This is a genomic window from Colwellia sp. BRX10-1 (assembly GCF_014077545.1).
Classification (GTDB): Bacteria; Pseudomonadota; Gammaproteobacteria; order Enterobacterales; family Alteromonadaceae; genus Colwellia_A.
The window spans coordinates 17,834-36,033 of record NZ_JACGWC010000019.1 but is presented as its reverse complement, the minus strand read 5'-3'; the positions used below and the strand labels follow the sequence as shown (position 1 = coordinate 36,033).

General features: G+C 38.4%; 20 protein-coding genes. 9 read left to right on the top strand and 11 right to left on the bottom strand.

All coding sequences use genetic code 11. The annotated features are described in order from the left end of the window. Window positions 1-41: 41 nt before the first annotated feature. Together H4J75_RS14430 and hutI are read right to left on the bottom strand one after the other, a co-directional pair. Window positions 42-2,141 (bottom strand): EAL domain-containing protein, encoded by a 2,100-nt coding sequence (locus tag H4J75_RS14430; RefSeq protein WP_182222520.1) that lies wholly within the window; start codon window positions 2,139-2,141, stop codon window positions 42-44. Window positions 2,142-2,381: 240 nt separating this feature from the next. Further along, window positions 2,382-3,614, bottom strand: a complete 1,233-nt coding sequence (gene hutI / locus H4J75_RS14425) for an imidazolonepropionase (protein WP_182214764.1) — start codon at window positions 3,612-3,614, stop codon at window positions 2,382-2,384. A 236-nt stretch (window positions 3,615-3,850) separates the two neighbouring features. On the opposite strand from hutI, the gene hutC reads away from it, so the two are divergent. The 6 genes from hutC (at window position 3,851) to H4J75_RS14395 (ending at window position 10,706) form a co-directional block, all read left to right on the top strand. Beyond that, the gene (hutC, locus tag H4J75_RS14420; RefSeq protein ID WP_182214766.1) at window positions 3,851-4,573 is read left to right on the top strand and encodes a histidine utilization repressor; all 723 of its coding nucleotides are present in this window, start codon (window positions 3,851-3,853) and stop codon (window positions 4,571-4,573) included. Window positions 4,574-4,616: 43 nt separating this feature from the next. Continuing rightward, window positions 4,617-6,320 (top strand): urocanate hydratase, encoded by a 1,704-nt coding sequence (gene hutU / locus H4J75_RS14415; protein WP_182222519.1) that lies wholly within the window; start codon window positions 4,617-4,619, stop codon window positions 6,318-6,320. Window positions 6,321-6,408: 88 nt separating this feature from the next. Beyond that, window positions 6,409-7,953: a histidine ammonia-lyase gene (gene hutH / locus H4J75_RS14410; RefSeq protein WP_182214769.1), complete on the top strand. Its 1,545-nt coding sequence runs from the start codon at window positions 6,409-6,411 to the stop codon at window positions 7,951-7,953. Between the two features lie 394 nt (window positions 7,954-8,347). Continuing rightward, window positions 8,348-8,800, top strand: coding sequence for an NfeD family protein (locus H4J75_RS14405; RefSeq protein ID WP_182214770.1), 453 nt, complete (start codon window positions 8,348-8,350; stop codon window positions 8,798-8,800). Window positions 8,801-8,844: 44 nt separating this feature from the next. Next, the gene (locus H4J75_RS14400; RefSeq protein ID WP_070375014.1) at window positions 8,845-9,762 is read left to right on the top strand and encodes a slipin family protein; all 918 of its coding nucleotides are present in this window, start codon (window positions 8,845-8,847) and stop codon (window positions 9,760-9,762) included. Further along, window positions 9,762-10,706 (top strand): SPFH domain-containing protein, encoded by a 945-nt coding sequence (locus H4J75_RS14395; RefSeq protein ID WP_259366409.1) that lies wholly within the window; start codon window positions 9,762-9,764, stop codon window positions 10,704-10,706. The genes H4J75_RS14400 and H4J75_RS14395 overlap by 1 nt, the downstream gene beginning before the upstream one ends. Window positions 10,707-10,793: 87 nt before the next feature. On the opposite strand, the gene H4J75_RS14390 is transcribed toward H4J75_RS14395, so the two are convergent. From H4J75_RS14390 to H4J75_RS14375, 4 genes are read right to left on the bottom strand one after another with little or no spacing between them, the layout of a single operon-like run. After that, window positions 10,794-11,102, bottom strand: a complete 309-nt coding sequence (locus H4J75_RS14390; protein WP_182222518.1) for a hypothetical protein — start codon at window positions 11,100-11,102, stop codon at window positions 10,794-10,796. Window position 11,103: 1 nt separating this feature from the next. Beyond that, window positions 11,104-11,937: an SDR family oxidoreductase gene (locus H4J75_RS14385; RefSeq protein WP_182222517.1), complete on the bottom strand. Its 834-nt coding sequence runs from the start codon at window positions 11,935-11,937 to the stop codon at window positions 11,104-11,106. Between the two features lie 17 nt (window positions 11,938-11,954). Continuing rightward, window positions 11,955-12,440 (bottom strand): nuclear transport factor 2 family protein, encoded by a 486-nt coding sequence (locus H4J75_RS14380; RefSeq protein ID WP_182222516.1) that lies wholly within the window; start codon window positions 12,438-12,440, stop codon window positions 11,955-11,957. A 22-nt stretch (window positions 12,441-12,462) separates the two neighbouring features. Beyond that, window positions 12,463-13,353 (bottom strand): bifunctional GNAT family N-acetyltransferase/hotdog fold thioesterase, encoded by an 891-nt coding sequence (locus H4J75_RS14375; RefSeq protein ID WP_182222515.1) that lies wholly within the window; start codon window positions 13,351-13,353, stop codon window positions 12,463-12,465. Between the two features lie 50 nt (window positions 13,354-13,403). Between H4J75_RS14375 and H4J75_RS14370 the strand changes: the two genes are divergently transcribed. Then, window positions 13,404-14,156, top strand: a complete 753-nt coding sequence (locus H4J75_RS14370; RefSeq protein WP_182222514.1) for a spermidine synthase — start codon at window positions 13,404-13,406, stop codon at window positions 14,154-14,156. 10 nt (window positions 14,157-14,166) lie between these two features. Here the strand turns inward: H4J75_RS14370 and dtd are convergent, their stop codons facing one another. The 3 genes from dtd to H4J75_RS14355 form a co-directional block, all read right to left on the bottom strand. Beyond that, entirely contained in the window at window positions 14,167-14,604 is a 438-nt protein-coding gene (gene dtd / locus H4J75_RS14365; protein WP_182222513.1) for a D-aminoacyl-tRNA deacylase, read from the bottom strand. A gap of 1 nt (window position 14,605) precedes the next feature. Continuing rightward, window positions 14,606-15,568: a prolyl aminopeptidase gene (gene pip / locus H4J75_RS14360; RefSeq protein ID WP_182222512.1), complete on the bottom strand. Its 963-nt coding sequence runs from the start codon at window positions 15,566-15,568 to the stop codon at window positions 14,606-14,608. 84 nt (window positions 15,569-15,652) lie between these two features. Further along, on the bottom strand, window positions 15,653-16,534 hold the full coding sequence (locus H4J75_RS14355; protein ID WP_182214782.1) for a virulence factor BrkB family protein: 882 nt from the start codon (window positions 16,532-16,534) through the stop codon (window positions 15,653-15,655). 100 nt (window positions 16,535-16,634) lie between these two features. On the opposite strand from H4J75_RS14355, the gene H4J75_RS14350 reads away from it, so the two are divergent. Together H4J75_RS14350 and H4J75_RS14345 are read left to right on the top strand one after the other, a co-directional pair. Continuing rightward, complete coding sequence (locus H4J75_RS14350; protein ID WP_182222546.1) at window positions 16,635-16,868, top strand: hypothetical protein; 234 nt, start codon at window positions 16,635-16,637, stop codon at window positions 16,866-16,868. After that, the gene (locus H4J75_RS14345) at window positions 16,868-17,518 is read left to right on the top strand and encodes a DUF2959 domain-containing protein (protein WP_182222511.1); all 651 of its coding nucleotides are present in this window, start codon (window positions 16,868-16,870) and stop codon (window positions 17,516-17,518) included. The genes H4J75_RS14350 and H4J75_RS14345 overlap by 1 nt, the downstream gene beginning before the upstream one ends. 157 nt (window positions 17,519-17,675) lie before the next feature. Here H4J75_RS14345 and H4J75_RS14340 read toward each other — a convergent pair whose 3' ends face one another. Continuing rightward, window positions 17,676-17,861, bottom strand: coding sequence for a hypothetical protein (locus H4J75_RS14340; RefSeq protein ID WP_182222510.1), 186 nt, complete (start codon window positions 17,859-17,861; stop codon window positions 17,676-17,678). A 49-nt stretch (window positions 17,862-17,910) separates the two neighbouring features. Further along, window positions 17,911-18,090, bottom strand: a complete 180-nt coding sequence (locus tag H4J75_RS14335) for a hypothetical protein (protein WP_182214783.1) — start codon at window positions 18,088-18,090, stop codon at window positions 17,911-17,913. Window positions 18,091-18,200: the final 110 nt, after the last annotated feature.

Below are 18,200 nucleotides of genomic sequence, written 5' to 3'. Positions count from 1 at the left end.
CTTTATATTCAGTAAGTTACGCCCACTGACTTAAATTGTGCTCAATTAGCTGGCTCACTATGTGGATATTGTTCGAGCCAACGTCGCGTCCAAATTTCAATTTCATCAAAAACTACCCCACGACTTAAATATCTACCCTGAGCATATTCCCCGCCCATTGATATAAATGCTTGTTCAATATTACTGTTATTAATTGAGGTGCCAATAAGAGGGAGTTTCATTGCTCGAGTTAAATTGATGAGCGCATTAATAATGGCATTATCTGAGCTACCACTCTCAATGTCATTCTCACTATTACCCAACAAGCCACAATTAATTTTTACTTGATGGATACTCAGCTTTCGTAAGTATCGTAATGATTCATAGCTGCCTGAAAAATCCCCTATCGCGATCTTTATATTTAAAGATTTCAGCTGATCAATGATCGCTTTTGCTCTTTGGCTAGCAGATAAAATTAGCGCTTCTTTAAACTCGATAATTAAAGAATTTGTATTAATACTATATTCTTTAGCTTGCAAAGCAATGTAGTCAATTAATGCCGGTTCAAGTAACTCTTTACTAGCAAAGGTAATGGTTACTGGCTTTTCAAAACCTACCTTTTGTAATTGAGCAATGGCCTTACATGCTTCAACAATCATCTGCTTTGTTAATAGATAGATATCGCCACTATGCTCAGCAATATCGACAAATTGGTTGAGTACACGCGGTGTTTGATCATCGCAATACCAATGCACCTCCATGTGAAAGCCTACTACTTTTTTATTTGCTAGACCTATTTGTGGTTGTAAATACCAATGTAATTTTTCATCGGCTATATCTTGTTTTAATTGTTCCATACGCTGTAATTGTTGTTCGGTATAGAGTGCACTATTGTGGTCAAAGTAACTGACAACTTGTTGAGTTTGTTCTGAAACGAGTAAGGCATCTTCAGCAAATGAAATAACCTCACTGACACTATGACTGTATTCACCCATATAAGCAGCACCAAAAGCCAATTCGAAATTGAGAGAAAAACTTTTAAAACTCATTGCACTGGGCACAGCAGCCATAAGCTCACGGCAAAGCTGATCAACTTTCGTATGGTCAGGATAGTTGTCAGTACTCAAATCTAGCACGACTAAAAAGTGTAACCCTTGTAGCCGAGCGATTTTTATCGGTGATTGTTCATCTGAAAAGTTAACTAATAAAATATTTTCAGCGACTTTTTTCTGTAAACAATACGCTAATTGTAATAATAAAATATCAGAATTATGGTGACCTAAAACGGTGTTAACCGCTTGAAAGTTTACCGGCTTAAAAACAATACTCACAAAGCGACTTTTAGGCTGCTGCTTTATAACATTGTCTAGTTTTTCTAAGGCTTGCTGATAACAGGATAAATTTGTTGCTGGGTCTAACAAATATGCTGTTGATATTTGTTGACGAATATCATCGCTATTATTAAGTTCGACGCGAATGGCTTGCACTAAATACCAACAACCATTGACCAAAGCGGCTAGATAAGAAATAACGATTGCCGACACAAACCAAACAACACTGATAAAAGCATTTAACCACGCGAAAAGAATAACTACGAAACAAAGATGTATAAACCACTGTGCCGTTAATCTCACACTACTAGGCTCTTTAATTTTTTTTGATGAAAGCACCGTAACGCCAGCACATGCAAGCACCAGTAAACTTGCCGCCAGCCAGGCTAAATAACCATCAATATCGGGTAAAAACCATAAACTAAAAACAAAAGATACCGCTGTTGCGACAACAATAAAATTGATTAAATAATTTACTTTTTCTGCCGGTTGAGAATAAGTGCTTCGTAGCCAAAAAAATAACACCGAAGAAAAAATCATGGCTGATGAAAGTATCAATTCACTTTGATAGCTTTTTGGATAAGCCAAGGCATAAAGCATCAATAAAACACTCAGAGAAATCAGTAAGGGGTAACGAAGACGAATGTTTTTTAAGGGCTTAACTAAGGCGATAATTAATATAACAGGAAACATTAACCCCAAAACAAAGGCAATATTAAATTCAGTAAAAGAAAAAGAGGCGGCTTGTGCCGTACTCGAAAATAAAAACAAGCTTAACACTACCATCAAAAAACCAGTGAGTGATAAGCGCGTCGAGCGAAAGTGTTTCATATAAAGCCTTTTACCTAATGACAACAAACCTATACGATTGATGAGTTTAACTAGGAAATTAGATCAATTATTGCAATGCCAAACGGGGTTTATAGCTAAACACCATTAGACGAACCTGCGTATTGAAGTAGAACGGGTATATATTAAGACTAAGCAATATAGTGAAGTTTGTATAGGGTGTTTTTAACTAGGCTTATCGCAGAAAAAATTATCCCCTGAATATAAGCCCATTTAATGAAATTAAATGGCTTTATTACCCGCTACAAATAATTCACTCAGTGGGTTTACGCCAAATTGATAACAAAGTTCCGCTGGTTGCTCTATATTCCACAAGGCAATATCTGCATCAAAGCCAAGCGCAAGCTGACCTTTATTAGCTAAACCGAGTGCTTTAGCACCATAACAAGTAACACCAGCTAGTGCTTCTGCCGGTGTTAATCGAAAGAATGTGCATGCCATATTAAGCATCAGTTGAATATTATGAATGGGTGAGGAACCGGGGTTTGCATCGGTAGCAATCGCCATTGGCACTTGATACTTGCGTAATAATTCCATTGGCGGTAATTGTGTTTCACGAAGAAAATAAAAGGCTCCGGGTAACAGTACTGCAGTCATGTCTGCATCTTTCATGGCTTTAATACCGGTTTCATCTAAAAATTCGATATGATCAGATGAAAGCGCATTATATTTTGCCGCTAATGCGGTAGCGCCTAAATTTGATAATTGCTCAGCGTGAACTTTTATTGGTAGATGATGCTTTTGAGCCGCAGCAAAGACACGTTCTGTTTGTACTAAACTAAAACCAATACTTTCGCAAAAAACATCAACCGCATCGGCTAATTTACCTTCGGCAATAATGGGTATCATTTCATCACAGACTAAGTCGACATATTCATCGGGATTATCTTTGTATTCAACAGGTAAAGCATGAGCGCCAAGGAAAGTCCGCTTAATAGTAACCGGCAGTTTTTCAGCTAACTGCCCTGCTACTTTAAGCATTTTAATTTCGTTTTCTGTATCAAGACCATAACCCGATTTAATTTCAATACTGGTCACACCTTGTTGATGTAATGCAGTTAACCTGGGTAAGGCACTGGCTAATAATTCACTTTCACTGGCTTTGCGTGTGGCAGATACTGTTGAGACTATGCCTCCGCCGGCATTAGCAATTTCTTGATAACTTTTCCCGAGTAAGCGCATTTCAAATTCATTGGCTCGGTTACCGCCATAAACGATATGAGTATGACAATCAACGAGTCCGGGCGTTAACCATTTGCCTTTTCCATCAATAACCCGTACTGATTTTTCATCATATGGGGGTAAAGAAGTTTCAGCGCCTAACCAAGCAATTTTACTTCCACTTATTGCTAAAGCACCATTTTCAATCGCACCATAGCTGTTAGCGCCATCAGTCATAGTCGCTAGATTTACATTAATGAAGAGAGTGTGCCAAGCAGAAGAATTAATCGTCATAATAGATCCAAAAGGTGATTTTAACGCTAAACTTTTAACCAGCGTTTATATCAAAAGATGGCGGCATTATAAGCGTAGTGTTTGATTGCTAATAACGCTACTTTACGCGATAGAGAATAGACAAGCAAGCTTGTATATACAACTATTGACATCAGCACTAATAAATGAGATTGTATATACAAGTTATAGCGTTAAGACGACAACAGTCTTATAAACAATAAACCTAGCGAATTAACATGACTAAAGTAAAAACAGCAAAATTTACCGTAATAAAGCAGCATATTTGCCAAAAAATTGAATCTGGCGAATGGCAACAACATGCAAAAGTCCCTTCTGAAAATGAACTCGCGGATCAATTTTCAGTAAGTCGTATGACAGCAAGACGTGCTTTACAAGAACTTACCGAACAAGGACTATTGATTCGTTCGCAAGGCTCAGGCACTTTTGTTGCAACGTTTAAGTCACAGTCTTCGTTATTAGAAATTCGTAATATCGCTGATGAAATTCAAGAGCGAGGTCATCGACATCACGCTAAACAGCTGACCTTGAAAGCGGTTGCTGTTAACGAAGAAATCGCTATTTTACTTAACTTAAAAACTAATTCAATTAATAGCGTGTCAGTTTTTTATTCTGAAGTACTGCATTTTGAAAATGATCAACCGATTCAACTCGAACAACGTTTTGTTAATAGCGACTTAGTAAAAAATTATTTACAGCAAGACTTCACGCAAATAACGCCTCACGAATACTTATCAAGTGAAGCACCATTAACAGAAGCAACACACGAAATAGAAGCTGTATTAGCAGAAGCCTATATTTGCCAATTACTTCATATAGAAGAATCAATGCCTTGTTTACAAGTGAAACGTCGTACTTGGTCAAGTAAAGGGGTGGTCAGTTTAGCGACCTTAACCTCTCCGGGTAATAAGTATCGTTTAGGCAGTCACTTAAAATTCTAAAGAAATAATCATCCTTTTTACAACCCATAGTTAGGAAAATATCATGACTATCGAAAATACCTCAACAGACCCAAGATTAGATACAAGCCGAGTGATCAGAGCAGATCGTGGTAATAAAATCACCGCAAAAAGTTGGTTAACCGAAGCAGCTAAACGCATGTTAATGAATAACCTTGACCCTGAAGTTGCTGAACACCCACAATCATTAGTGGTCTACGGCGGGATCGGCCGTGCCGCACGCAACTGGGCTTGCTATGACAAAATTATTGAAGTATTAAATCGTTTAGAAGATGACGAAACCTTAATGGTGCAATCAGGCAAGCCGGTTGGTGTATTTAAAACCCACTCAAATGCGCCACGTGTTTTAATTGCTAACTCAAACCTAGTGCCAAACTGGGGTAATTGGGAACACTTCAACGAGCTCGATAAAAAAGGCTTGATGATGTATGGCCAAATGACTGCGGGCTCGTGGATTTACATTGGTTCACAAGGTATTGTGCAAGGTACTTATGAAACCTTTGTCGCGATGGCTAAGCAACACTTTGGCGGAAGCGCTAAAGGTAAGTGGGTACTTACTGGTGGGTTAGGCGGTATGGGCGGTGCACAACCTCTCGCAGCAACTATGGCTGGTTTCTCAGCATTAGTGGTTGAATGTGATGAAACCCGAATCGACTTTCGTATCAAAACTCGTTATGTAGACAAAAAAGCAAAAACGCTAGATGAAGCTTTAGTCATGATCAACGAAGCATGTGCTAGAGGTGAAGCGATATCTGTTGGTTTATTAGGTAACGCCGCTGACGTTTTTCCTGAATTAGTAAAGCGTGGTATCACACCCGATGTAACCACAGATCAAACATCAGCACATGATCCATTAAATGGCTACCTTCCACAAGGTTGGACCATGGAATACGCAGCAGAGATGCGCTTAAAAGACGAAGCTTTTGTAGTAAAAGCGGCGAAAAAATCAATGGCGATACAAGTACAAGCCATGCTCGACTTACAAGCGGCAGGTTCTGCAACAACAGATTATGGCAACAACATTCGTCAAATGGCTTTAGATGAAGGGGTTACAAATGCTTTTGACTTCCCCGGTTTTGTACCTGCATATGTTCGTCCCTTATTTTGTGAGGGCATAGGTCCTTTCCGCTGGGTAGCATTGTCTGGCGATCCAGAAGATATCTATAAAACCGATGCAAAAGTTAAAGAATTGATCCCCAATAATCCTCATTTACACAATTGGTTGGATATGGCTCGTGAGCGTATCGACTTTCAAGGTCTACCAGCACGTATTTGTTGGGTTGGTTTAAAAGACCGTGCGCGTTTAGCGTTAGCCTTTAACGAAATGGTTAAAACTGGCGAATTATCTGCCCCCGTTGTTATCGGTCGAGATCACTTAGATTCAGGTTCAGTTGCTTCACCAAATCGAGAAACTGAAAGTATGTTAGATGGCTCAGATGCTGTTTCTGATTGGCCATTACTTAATGCCCTACTTTCAACGTCTGGTGGTGCTACTTGGGTAAGCATACATCACGGAGGTGGTGTTGGTATGGGCTTTAGCCAACATTCAGGTGTGGTTATTGTTGCTGACGGAACTGACGAAGCAGCACAGCGTATTGGCCGCGTTTTATGGAACGACCCTGCGACAGGTGTTATGCGTCATGCCGATGCGGGTTACGATATAGCCGTTGATTGTGCAATAGAGCAAGGCCTTGATTTACCTATGATTGAAGGCGCTAACGGTAAGTAACTTTTTCTTCGTGGCTGACGTAATGACTTAATGCAGCCACATTAAAGAAAACTCATTTAACGAATTAATTAGAATTAACGAGAAATACATGTCAGATATAAGCACATTAAACATTATTCCAGGGCAATTAACCCTAGCGCAATTACGCAACGTCGTTAAATACGAAGGTATTCAATATAGCCTTGACGAGAGTGCCTTTGATGCGATTCATCAAAGTGCTGAAGCGGTACAACAAGTTATCCGTGAAAACCGTGTCGTTTATGGTATTAATACCGGCTTTGGCTTATTAGCCAGCACACGCATAAAGACAGAAGAGCTAGAATTATTACAACGCTCTATCGTACTTTCTCACTCAGCGGGTTTTGGCGAATATATGGAAGATGCCACGGTACGCTTAATGATGGTGTTAAAAATCAATTCATTGTCACGTGGCTTTTCAGGTATACGTTTAAAAGTCATCCAAGCCTTAATCACTCTGCTTAATGCTGAAGTCTATCCTTGTGTACCCAAAAAAGGTTCAGTTGGCGCATCTGGCGATTTAGCGCCACTTTCACATATGGTTTTACCTTTACTAGGTGAAGGTGAAATGTCGCATGACGGTGAAGTCATTACCGCCCTTGAAGGTTTAAAAATTGCAGGTCTTGAACCGGTAACACTTGCCGCGAAAGAAGGTTTAGCGCTACTTAACGGTACACAAGCATCTACGGCTTTTTCTTTGGAAGGTTTATTTCACGCTGAAGATTTATTTGCTGCTGCTGTGGTTATTGGCTCAATGTCTGTTGAAGCCGCATTAGGTTCACGTGCCCCTTTTGACGATCGCGTTCACCAAGTACGTGGGCAAATAGGCCAAATAGATGCAGCAACCGCTTACCGTTATGTTTTAGATACAAACTCTGAAATTGGTGGCTCTCATGTTGATTGTGAAAAAGTACAAGACCCTTATTCATTACGTTGTCAGCCACAAGTGATGGGTGCATGTTTAACACAAATTCGTCAGGCTGCTGAAGTGCTTCATATCGAAGCCAATGGAGTAACGGATAATCCACTGGTTTTTGCAAATGAAGGTGATTTTATCTCGGCAGGTAATTTCCACGCTGAACCTGTCGCTATGGCTGCTGATAATTTAGCCCTCGCCATTGCCGAAATAGGTTCGTTGTCTGAACGTAGAATGGCACTATTGATTGATGCAAACTTAAGTAAACTCCCTCCATTTCTTGTAGATAACGGCGGTGTTAACTCAGGTTTTATGATAGCTCAGGTGACCTCAGCAGCTTTAGCATCAGAAAATAAATCGTTAGCTCACCCTGCTTCGGTTGACAGTTTACCAACATCGGCTAACCAAGAAGATCATGTATCGATGGCTTGCTTTGCTGGTCGTCGTTTAGCTGATATGGCAGAAAATACCAATGGTGTCTTGGCCGTAGAGTATTTAGCCGCCGCGCAAGGTTTAGACTTTAGAGCTCCTCTTAAAGGTGCTGAAAAAGTTGAATTAGCCAAAGCTATTTTACGTCAAGAAGTAAGCTTTTATGATAAAGATAGATACTTTGCACCCGATATTGCAGAAGCCTCAGATATTATTGCTGATGGTGAATTAAATCAATTAATACCCGCTGGTATACTACCAAGCTTCTAGTATTTAATAACAATATAAAAAATAAAGCCCGTTAATGAAAGTTAACGGGCTTTATATGTTCAGGATGAACGGTATGCTGTGATCACATGGATGTAAAAAGTAAAGCAACGTATATTTCTGCTAGGTACGCGCATTCACCTTATTAATACTTTCCTGTATATCAATCTTTGAGACAAGGATATCAGAGCCAGACTAACGTAAGGAAGTTACCTGATAACCTAGACTTAACTAGGAAATATAATTCAACAACAAACTTGACATAATATGTCATACTTGCTAACTTTATTTTTACAGAAGTGATCATAAATTTTACCTCTTCATAATAATATAACAACAGTATCTATATTTTTTTAACCTGTTAATCTATTAAAGCATTAATGACAAGGAGTTAGCGGTGGAGTACATACTTTTATTTGAAACGTGGATTGTTCTAGCCATATTATTTGCTTGCGCAGAAATTTTTGTTCCCGGTGGTATCCTCTTAAATTTAGGTATTGCCTCATTATTAGTCGCTATTGGTGTACAACAACAATTACTCGATACTTGGACTCTGACTTTAACGACTTGGTTTATTCTTGCTTCATTTCTACTATTTGTACTTTATTTTGTCACTGAACGGTTTTTCAGTGGTGAATATACCGTTGAAAATATTTATGAAGAACTAGACATTTATGGCAAAGAAGTAACGGTTATAGAAAAAATTGGACCAGGGACTCATGCTGGTCGCGTAGAATTTCAAGGCACTACTTGGACCGCGCTGAGCGACGGTTCAGAGTTACCCAAAGGTAGTCACGCCACTATTGTTTGTAAAGAAAATATCTCTCTGGTTGTTGAACCGATAAAGTAACAACAACAAAACTATCATTCTAACTAAAAATATGGGAGCAACCTATGCTAGCCACACTCACCTTTGTCTTTCTTGGATTACTGTTTATTGTTGTCAAACTGGTCCTTATTGTGCCAATGAAAGAAGTTTGTATTATCGAACGTTTAGGTAAATTTCGCGCAATAATGCAACCTGGATTACATTTTCTTATTCCTTTTATTGACCGCGTCGCTTACCGTCATGAAACAAGAGAACAAGTCTTAGACATCCCTTCTCAAAGCTGTATATCTCGCGATAATATTCAAATTGAAGTCGACGGCTTAGTTTATATTCAAGTTATGGACGGTGCCAAAGCCAGCTATGGTATAGAAGATTACCGCCGGGCTTGTGTGAATTTAGCGCAAACCACTATGCGTAGTGAAATTGGCAAGTTAAAACTCGGACAAACGTTTTCAGAACGAGACACCCTTAACGAAACGATTGTCCGTGAAATAGACAAAGCATCAGATCCTTGGGGCATCAAAATGTTGCGTTACGAAGTTAGGAATATCACCCCTTCTGCTAATGTCATTCATACCCTTGAAAAACAGATGGAAGCCGAACGAAAAAAACGTGCTGAAATTACTTTAGCTGAAGCTGACAAAGAATCGACAATAAATTTATCAGAAGGTGAGCGCCAAGAAGCCATTAATATTTCAGAGGGTGATAAACAACGACAAATTAATGAAGCACATGGTTTTGCAAAAGAAATTGAAATACTAACGCAAGCCACCGCAGAGGGCATGAACATGATTGCCAAAGCGTCAATGACTCCGGGTGGCGACAAAGCGATAAAAATGCGTTTACTAGAGCAATTCATTAAACAAACTGGGTCTATTTTAAAAACTGCAGATGTCTCAATTATGCCCGCTGAAATGGCGAAATTAGAAGGCTTTTTCGAAGGCATGGACAAAGTAACGCAAACCGTTCAAGGAGCAAAATAATGATCCAGCAAACTATAAGTAATATGAGTGGCAGTAACCTTGATATCGTGGTGCTGGCTATCTGGGGCGCTATATTTCTCTTTCTAGCCTACAAATTCGTACAAGCTATTTGCTTAGTACCAACAAAGTCTGCCTATGTCGTTGAACGTTTAGGCAAGTACCGCTGTACCTTAGAAGCAGGCTTTCATCTTTTATTGCCATTTATTGACCGTGTGGCTTTTATTCAAGATTTAAAAGAAGAAACAATCGACGTACCACCACAAGAATGTTTTTCAAAAGACGAAGTAAATGTTGAAGTTGATGGCGTTATTTACATCGAAGTCATTGATTCATTAAAAGCAAGCTACGGTATCACTGACTATCGTTTTGCCGCGATGCAATTAGCACAAACCACCACGCGTTCTGTTATTGGTACCTTAGACTTGGACAGAACTTTTGAAGAGCGTGATGTTATCAGTGCTAAAGTGGTAGAAGTATTAGATAAAGCAGGCGAAAGTTGGGGAATACGTGTTCATCGCTATGAGATAAAAAATATAACGCCACCTGATACTGTTAAAAATGCCATGGAGTTAGAAGTTAATGCGGAACGTGAACGCCGGGCAATTCTAGCAAAAAGTTTAGGAGATAAGGCGAGTCGAATTAACCGTTCAGAAGGCTTAATGACTGAAATGATCAATATTTCAGAAGGTGAAAAACAACGTCGTATAAATTCTGCAGAAGGTAAAGCGGCACAAATAATTGCTATTGCGCAAGCAACGGGGGATTCAATCACTAAAATAGCGATTGCCATTGAGCAACCGGGTGGGCAACAAGCACTTGATTTACAATTAACCGAGCAGTACCTTCAGCAAATGCAAGGCTTAAGCCAGGCAAACAGAAAAGTTATTTTACCGGCAAACTTGCTTGATTTTAACCAGTGGTTAGCCGTATCAGGTATTAAATAACAGCCAAGCTTAAAAATAGTAGAATAAATAAAGCACGTAGTTGACTCGCTTTTTAACTACGTGCTTTGATAGATAAATGGCATTATGTTACTCACTTGAAAATAAAAAAAAGCCAATGAGTAACACCATAACCACTGAGCCCACCACAAAAACATTATTACCCATCGTGAGTTTTTTTTCCGCTAAACCTATTCGTATCTTAGTGATGGCAATATAAATAAGGGCCGCAATTAAAGCAGTAATAAAATGAGTCAGTAAGGTGTTCAGTTCGCTATTTTGTTGCCACAAAAACACAACGCCTCGTTTGTTAACAAAAAATAAGTTTAATAACGAAATATGCAACCATAAAACAAAAAACAACTGAGTGGCTTTGTTGGTTAACCAAGCTTTAAGCATCTTATAACCCTGCAACCGATTTATATAACCAAACAATTAAATCATCATGAGTAAATTGATAAGCAAAACTATTACGCAGTTTTTCATCATTAATACGTTTACCAAAACGCATTGATGTTTCAAACGAGAACTCTGGCAGCGGCAAATTTAAAGCTTTAGCAGCCGCATGGTAATAATGTTGTTTAGACGTTTCCGTAGCGCTGACCGCGTTATAAATACCCCTAATGTTTTCATCTTTAATGATCTCCATTAAAACACCAACCGCATCGTCCTGATGGATTAGATTGATAAAGGCTTGTGGGTCAGAAAGTAATTTTCTTCCTTGTAAAAACCTACCGGGGTGGCGCTCAGGCCCAACTAATCCAGCCAAGCGCAATATAACTGTTTCGCCTGAAAAGGCCTCTGCTGCTTTTTCGGCGCGAATAAGAGTAGCCACTTTATCAGCGTTCATATCTAGCACTGATTGTTCATCAACTAAACCTGACAAACCATTATAGACAGCAGTACTACTTAACAAGACAATTTTTTTTACACGCCCTAGTTCAGCCATTTCAATTAACTGGGCAACTTTTTCAGGGTAATCGCTTCGCCCTTGACGGATCTGTGGTGTTATAGAAATAATAAGCGTATCGTGACCAAAAACACTTAACACTGTTGATTTAGGATCTTCAACAGGTAAAATCAAAAGCTCTGTATCTATTTGCTCTTTAGCTAGTCTTTGCTTTTTCTCTTCACTTTGTACCGTTACAGTGACGCGATATTCTTCTCTCAACAATTGCTTTGCTAAAGCGTGGCCAAGCCAACCACAACCTATAATCGCAACATTTTTTACCATCGTATTCCCTTAATTTATTAACGATTCTTTTGATGATATTCTTTAATTTTACTGACAACGTCTGTTGAAATAGTATTAGGAACTGGTATAGAAAGATTATACTGTAATATTTTCCAACCATCAGACGTCAACTTAAGCACACCAGATCCCCGACATTCGCCATAGTGACTATTGTCGAGTAACTCGTCAAAAAACGCCAATTGTTCGCTATTATTTACTGATGCAATAAGCGTAATATTTCTTTGACGAGATTTATAGCGCCAACCTTGTCCTTGACTGAAATAAGGAGTAACAAACTCAGTAAATTGTTTTTTTGTCCAGCGCTCTTGACCATCAGTGCCTAAAAATACGGCTTGTTCATCAAGTAAATCAAGATAAATTTTTTGGTCAGCATCGCCAGCAGCTTGATGAAAAGTATCTAGCACTTTATCTATGTCGCTGTTTGCAAATACACTGGCGTTAAAAAGACAGAGGCCTATAAGACAAACTATAATTTTTATCATGGTATCAAATCCTAAATTTGGCTCATTTTGGTAGAACAAAATATAAGCCATTAAAAGTTGCGGCTACCTTTTCTCCACTCATTACCTGAACTTCAACGCAGAGTTTTATTTTCTGCTTGGTCACTAAGTTATCAATACTGCCAGAGCTTAACGAGCGTCCTGTTTTTGCAAAAGCTATTCCTGCTATTGGGCTATGATATCTAATCTTGGCATCAGCTAACACTATATTACCCATAAGATTTTTCTGTTCCATTAACAAATAAACCCAGCCCCATCCCGTTAATGTTGCTAATGTGTAGATACTGCCCGCAAACATAGTATTGTGTAAATTTTTATTAAAAAGCTCATCACAAGTCGTGACTAAATTTTGTTGATCATAATAACCAACCGTCACTTTCATCGCTTTGCTCATTGGTATAGTGCTATGCCAAGTATTTTGCAGTGCTGTTGATAGTTCATTATAATGAAAATCATCGCTTACCAGCGTTTTTTCCATATTGAAATGCTTAATTTTATTAAATAATAAGTGCGAAAAGCCAATGTTTTTATAAGATTGTTTTTCATAGAAGCTGATCGCTTGTTCTCGCGCTTTCAAAGAGAGCTTAGTGACACCTAAACGGCTCGCAAACTGTTCAAGGGCGAGTATTAACTGCTGCCCTAACCCTTTGCCCTGAAAATCATCAGCAACCGCCATATAACGAATTTGCCCTGCTAACAAGCTACAAAAGTGAAGACGTGCAACAGCGATAATATTACCTTTATCATCAAAAATGGCTCGATGAATCGCTTGTTTTTCAAAGTCATCTTTTTCACTTCCTTGTTTTTGTTGTGATGGTTTACGTAATATTGTCCAGCGTAAGTGGTAGTATTGGTCAAATTCTTGCTGGCTTATGGGTGCTCGACACTCAAACATTGGTTATGCTTACCTATAACAATTAAAAAGATTCGTTCGTATACGCTATTATGAAATTAGTTAAAAATATCCAACAGGGTCAATTAAGTTACTACACGCAAAATGATGACTCCATTTCGGTGAGTGAAAACCAACACTATCGTTGGTTAGCTTTTGATAATGTCGTACAAAGCATGATGCTAAAGCGCAAGCCCTCACAGCTCACATTTCCTCATCAAATCAGCTTATTATCACCTTTACTTTTTTTTCGCCCTAAAAAAGTTGTGGAATTTGGCTTAGGTGGTGGTAATTTAGCACGATTTTTATTGCATTATTTACCTGATTTAACCTTACACACCATTGAATATTCACAAGAAGTTATTGAATGTTTCGAACGCTTTTTTAATCCACAAGCTACCAAGGTTAATTTGCATCATTGCTCGGCACTAGATTGGCTTCATCACCATAAAAAAATGAAACCTGATTGGTTTATTTGTGATATTTACCATAAAAATCAGTCTATTAACGACTCATTAATTTTAACCAAAAATATCTTAAAAAAAGTGGACGAGCAAGCTGTTTTATCACTTAACTTGCCAAGCCCATCAAACGAAGAAATTAATTATTTTCTCGCCGAGTTAAAAGTACTCGCTCCAACTAAACAGCTAGTGTACTTTCATATTCCTCATTACTTAAATGTTATTATTCATTTACTGCCCTACGATATGTTAAGTCAAGCTGAAGAGAGCTTACTTGCTGACACCGTGCTACCCGCGAGAACATTTAAACGCTGGCGTAAATATTGGCGACATGGCATGCAATAGTTCATTGCGCTTAGCAAGTGAGTGTAAAGGTAACGGGACCATCATTCACTAGTGCTACTTTCATATCAGCACCAAACTCGCCTGTAGGCACGGCAAAACCATGACCACGCAATTGTAAACAGAAATAATTATATAGTGGGATGCTGACTTCTGGTTTAGCTGCAGAAGTAAAGCTTGGACGCATACCTGAATGCGTATCGGCGGCTAGTGTAAATTGTGAAATAACTAAAATTTCTCCGTCAATATCGCTAACATTTAGGTTCATTTTTCCTGCTTCGTCTTCAAAGATACGATAACCTGCAATCCGTTGCGCTAATCGTTTCGCTTTAGTTTCGTTGTCGTCAGGCTCAATGGCAAGTAATACTAAAATCCCTCGATCAATTTTTCCTATCACTTGTTGATTAACCGTAACGCTTGCTTGTGAAACTCTTTGAATAACTGCGATCATTTTATTGCTCGGCTAGAAAATTTGCCATAGTATCGCTCGCTCGACAAAATGCATCAATAGTTTGTCGCTCAAAACCACTATGTCCTGCACAAGGCAAAATTTGTAATTGCGCGTTATCCCAAAATTTAGTCAGTGAAAAAGCATTATCAAGCTGACAAACCATGTCGTAACGGCCATGAAGAATAATCGCAGGGATCGCGGTTAGTTTATCAATATTTTCTAAAATGTAATTCTCATTGATAAAACAATCTTGAGTAAAGTAATGACTTGATACCTTTGCCATGCATAGAGCTTGATGGGCGTCATCAACATGCGCCAGACCTATATGGTGATGCTCAAGGGTTGATAACCTTAATTCCCATAATGTCCAAGCTTTACTGGCCGAGATCACCGCGACCTCATTACTTGAATTGAGTACTTGGTGGTAACCTGACAGTGGAGAATGTTGTAGCTCGGCTGGTAAGTGTTCAACAAATTCTTGATAGTACTCTGGGAAAAAGTTTTTTGCCCCCTTCTGACTGTAAAGCCATTGGTATTCAGATCGAGTCCCGAGGAATACACCACGTAAGATAAAAGCTAAGATTTTATCTGAATGAGCGATACCATAGGTTAGTGCTAAAGTTGTTCCCCATGAGCCACCACAAATTAACCACTGTTCAATATTTAGGTGTTGACGAATAACTTCGATATCGTCAATTAAATGAACGGTGGTATTATCTAGTACGGACGGAGAGGGCTTTGAGCGACCACAACCTCGCTGATCAAATAAAATAATACGATACAGTTCAGGATCAAAATAACGCCGATGGTTCTCGCTTGAACCGCTACCAGGACCACCATGAAGGTATAACACAGGTATTCCTGTTGGGTTACCCGACTGCTCAAGATATATTTGATGCTGCCCCCCAACAGGTAACAACTCTTCAGAATATGTTGCTATTTTAGGATATAAAGACCGTGACATGTATTTACTCTGTTTATTGAGACCATAAATAATATTATGGCGCAAAATATTAAAAACTGTCAGTTTCAAACAAGCCTTTATAAATTAACTTATCTGATGCTTATCTAAGTGTTCTCTTTGGTGATCTTCTGGTTTAAAATTTTCTAAGCTGACCGTAAACAATGCACCGAAAAGCACGACTAGCCAAGATAAATACACCCATAAAAAAAGAATCGGAATACCCGCTAGAGCACCGTAAATAGCCTCATAAGAAGGGAGTTGCGTGATATAAAAAGCAAAGCCTTTTTTTGCAACTTCAAATAAAAGTGCCGCTAATGTTGCACCAAACAAGGCATGTTTAAGCGGTACCACTTTATTAGGCACCACCATATATAAAATAAGGAATGCGCCAATCGAAGCAAAAATAGGCAAAGCTCTTAACGCTATATTGGTAAGGCCGAAAACGTCATAATTCCCTATCGATATCAAAGAAACAATATATGAAGTTGCCGCTATACTACTACCCATTAAGACAGGTCCAAGAGTCAGTACCATCCAGTACATAGAAAAAGCGGTAACAATGCGTCTTTTGGTTGTGACCCGCCAAATTTTATTTAAGCTGGTGTCAATGGCAGAAATTAGCAATAGGGCAAATAAGAATAAAAAACTAATGGCGATAGCTGACATCTCTGAAGCATTCGTGACAAAACCGGTAATATGTTCTTTAACCACATCACCCGCAGCAGGCATAAAATTTTGATAAACAAAATTTTCAATAATTTCTTTAATATCAGTAAAGATAGGAAAAGCGGTCATAACTGACAACATGACTACAATCAAAGGCACCAGCGACATCAAGGTTACATAAGATAAGTAACCGGCAGTAATGTGTATTTGCTCTTTTAATATTCTATTTATAAAAAACAAACAAAAGTGCCAAATAGTCTGACTTTGCTGGTTGTTTTTAATGCTTTTAATCCAGTTCATTACAAATTAGTTATTATCTTATGGTGTACAATATATTATGATAATTGCTAAGCAAGTGATAGTGATAATAATCGTAATAAAATTTAACGTAGGAGTAATGATGTCTAATCAAGGTTCAGGTGGTAATGTTTTAGCGGCAATATGTAGTTTTTTTATTGCAGGTTTAGGTCAATTAGTTCAAGGGAGGATCCTCGCAGCAATCCTGTTTTTCCTGTTAACCTGGGTTAACTACACATTAGCAGCGACAGGAGTCTTATTCTTTATGGCGGTTCCTGGCCTTATTTTTCATCTGTGGGCAATCATCGATGCTGCTCGCTATAAAGGTAGGAACTAATGAATAAGATTGCAATTAAGGTCTCGTTATTTTTTCTTTTACTGTCAATAGTCGGCTGTCAATCTGCTTACTATTCGGCCATGGAAAAAGTAGGTAAACATAAACGTGATATATTAATCGATCGTGTTGAAACTGCCACTGAGTCACAAGAGGAAGCAAAAGAAGAATTTAAAAATGCCTTAGAACAGTTCTCTGCATTAGTAAATTTTGATGGTGGTGAACTGCAACAACAATATGAAATAAGTAATGATCACTATCATACAAGTAAAGTTGCTGCTGAGGATGTAACTGCTCGTATTAATTCAATTGAAGCTGTCGCTGAAGCTTTGTTTAATGAATGGAATAGTGAATTAGAACAATTTACTAATCAATCATTAAAACGCCAAAGTCAATCGCGTTATAACGAAACCCAAAATCGTTATACTTCAGTGATTGAATCAATGCGTAATGCGGAGAAGAGAATGCAACCTATTCTTGATGCGCTTAAAGATAATATGCTTTATTTAAAACATAATCTTAATGCGCGAGCTATCGGTGAGCTTAAAACGGAATATAAATTAATTGAACAAGATGTTGAACGCTTAATTAACGAAATGAACAATTCAATTAACAAATCACAAACATTCATAAAATCACTTAAGAACCCTTAGTACAAAAGGAGCACTTTTATGAGTGTCTGCTTAGTACCATAAAATTAATGGTGAGTGATGATAGATGGTAGCTTGTTTATGTTAAATGAGCCGCCATCAACTTAATGACAGAGACTTACTCTTTATTGGTAGGATTTTATGTTGCTGAGATTATAAGTTATAACGTGTCATTATTTGATCTTGCGTGTGACAAGGGGGGATTAGCAAAAACATCACTTCGATCTTGGTTTTGGTTAATAGCAGTAAGTAAGCTTGACAGCTCTCTTATTTGACTCGGACCCGCTCGGCCTTCTTCAAAAAGTTGACTTAATCGTTGTAACACTTTGAGTTGCTCTGGAGACATTTCGAAATTCCCTTTCTTAATAATATTCTTTAAAGATACCGCTTGGTCGTTATGAAGCCGTGGCATGTTGGTGGTAAATAGCGACTTGTACCGGCAAAACTATTTCCCTGCCATCATCGATGTACTCTTGATAAAGGACTTTTAACTCTCTGCGTTCGATAACGTTAGCTTTATCAGCAACAGCTTTTTCAAATAGATCATTTAAACGAGTTAATTTTCTCTGCTCCATAATAAGTTTGCTCCCTGCACCGTTACTTTCAAAGTTCACATGCAACTAATCGTATCAGTAAAACTAATATTCACCAGTGAGGTGTAATGATTAGCGTCAACTCAACATTT

Coding starts and splice junctions, on each gene's coding strand:
- H4J75_RS14345 (WP_182222511.1), top strand. CDS start 16,868: ATGAATAAGATTGCAATTAAGGTCTCGTTATTTTTTCTTTTACTGTCA.
- hutU (WP_182222519.1), top strand. CDS start 4,617: ATGACTATCGAAAATACCTCAACAGACCCAAGATTAGATACAAGCCGA.
- dtd (WP_182222513.1), bottom strand. CDS start 14,604: ATGATCGCAGTTATTCAAAGAGTTTCACAAGCAAGCGTTACGGTTAAT.
- H4J75_RS14370 (WP_182222514.1), top strand. CDS start 13,404: ATGAAATTAGTTAAAAATATCCAACAGGGTCAATTAAGTTACTACACG.
- pip (WP_182222512.1), bottom strand. CDS start 15,568: ATGTCACGGTCTTTATATCCTAAAATAGCAACATATTCTGAAGAGTTG.
- H4J75_RS14430 (WP_182222520.1), bottom strand. CDS start 2,141: ATGAAACACTTTCGCTCGACGCGCTTATCACTCACTGGTTTTTTGATG.
- H4J75_RS14390 (WP_182222518.1), bottom strand. CDS start 11,102: ATGCTTAAAGCTTGGTTAACCAACAAAGCCACTCAGTTGTTTTTTGTT.
- H4J75_RS14335 (WP_182214783.1), bottom strand. CDS start 18,090: ATGGAGCAGAGAAAATTAACTCGTTTAAATGATCTATTTGAAAAAGCT.
- H4J75_RS14395 (WP_259366409.1), top strand. CDS start 9,762: ATGATCCAGCAAACTATAAGTAATATGAGTGGCAGTAACCTTGATATC.
- H4J75_RS14380 (WP_182222516.1), bottom strand. CDS start 12,440: ATGATAAAAATTATAGTTTGTCTTATAGGCCTCTGTCTTTTTAACGCC.
- H4J75_RS14340 (WP_182222510.1), bottom strand. CDS start 17,861: ATGTCTCCAGAGCAACTCAAAGTGTTACAACGATTAAGTCAACTTTTT.
- hutC (WP_182214766.1), top strand. CDS start 3,851: ATGACTAAAGTAAAAACAGCAAAATTTACCGTAATAAAGCAGCATATT.
- hutI (WP_182214764.1), bottom strand. CDS start 3,614: ATGACGATTAATTCTTCTGCTTGGCACACTCTCTTCATTAATGTAAAT.
- hutH (WP_182214769.1), top strand. CDS start 6,409: ATGTCAGATATAAGCACATTAAACATTATTCCAGGGCAATTAACCCTA.
- H4J75_RS14385 (WP_182222517.1), bottom strand. CDS start 11,937: ATGGTAAAAAATGTTGCGATTATAGGTTGTGGTTGGCTTGGCCACGCT.
- H4J75_RS14350 (WP_182222546.1), top strand. CDS start 16,635: ATGTCTAATCAAGGTTCAGGTGGTAATGTTTTAGCGGCAATATGTAGT.
- H4J75_RS14355 (WP_182214782.1), bottom strand. CDS start 16,534: ATGAACTGGATTAAAAGCATTAAAAACAACCAGCAAAGTCAGACTATT.
- H4J75_RS14375 (WP_182222515.1), bottom strand. CDS start 13,353: ATGTTTGAGTGTCGAGCACCCATAAGCCAGCAAGAATTTGACCAATAC.
- H4J75_RS14400 (WP_070375014.1), top strand. CDS start 8,845: ATGCTAGCCACACTCACCTTTGTCTTTCTTGGATTACTGTTTATTGTT.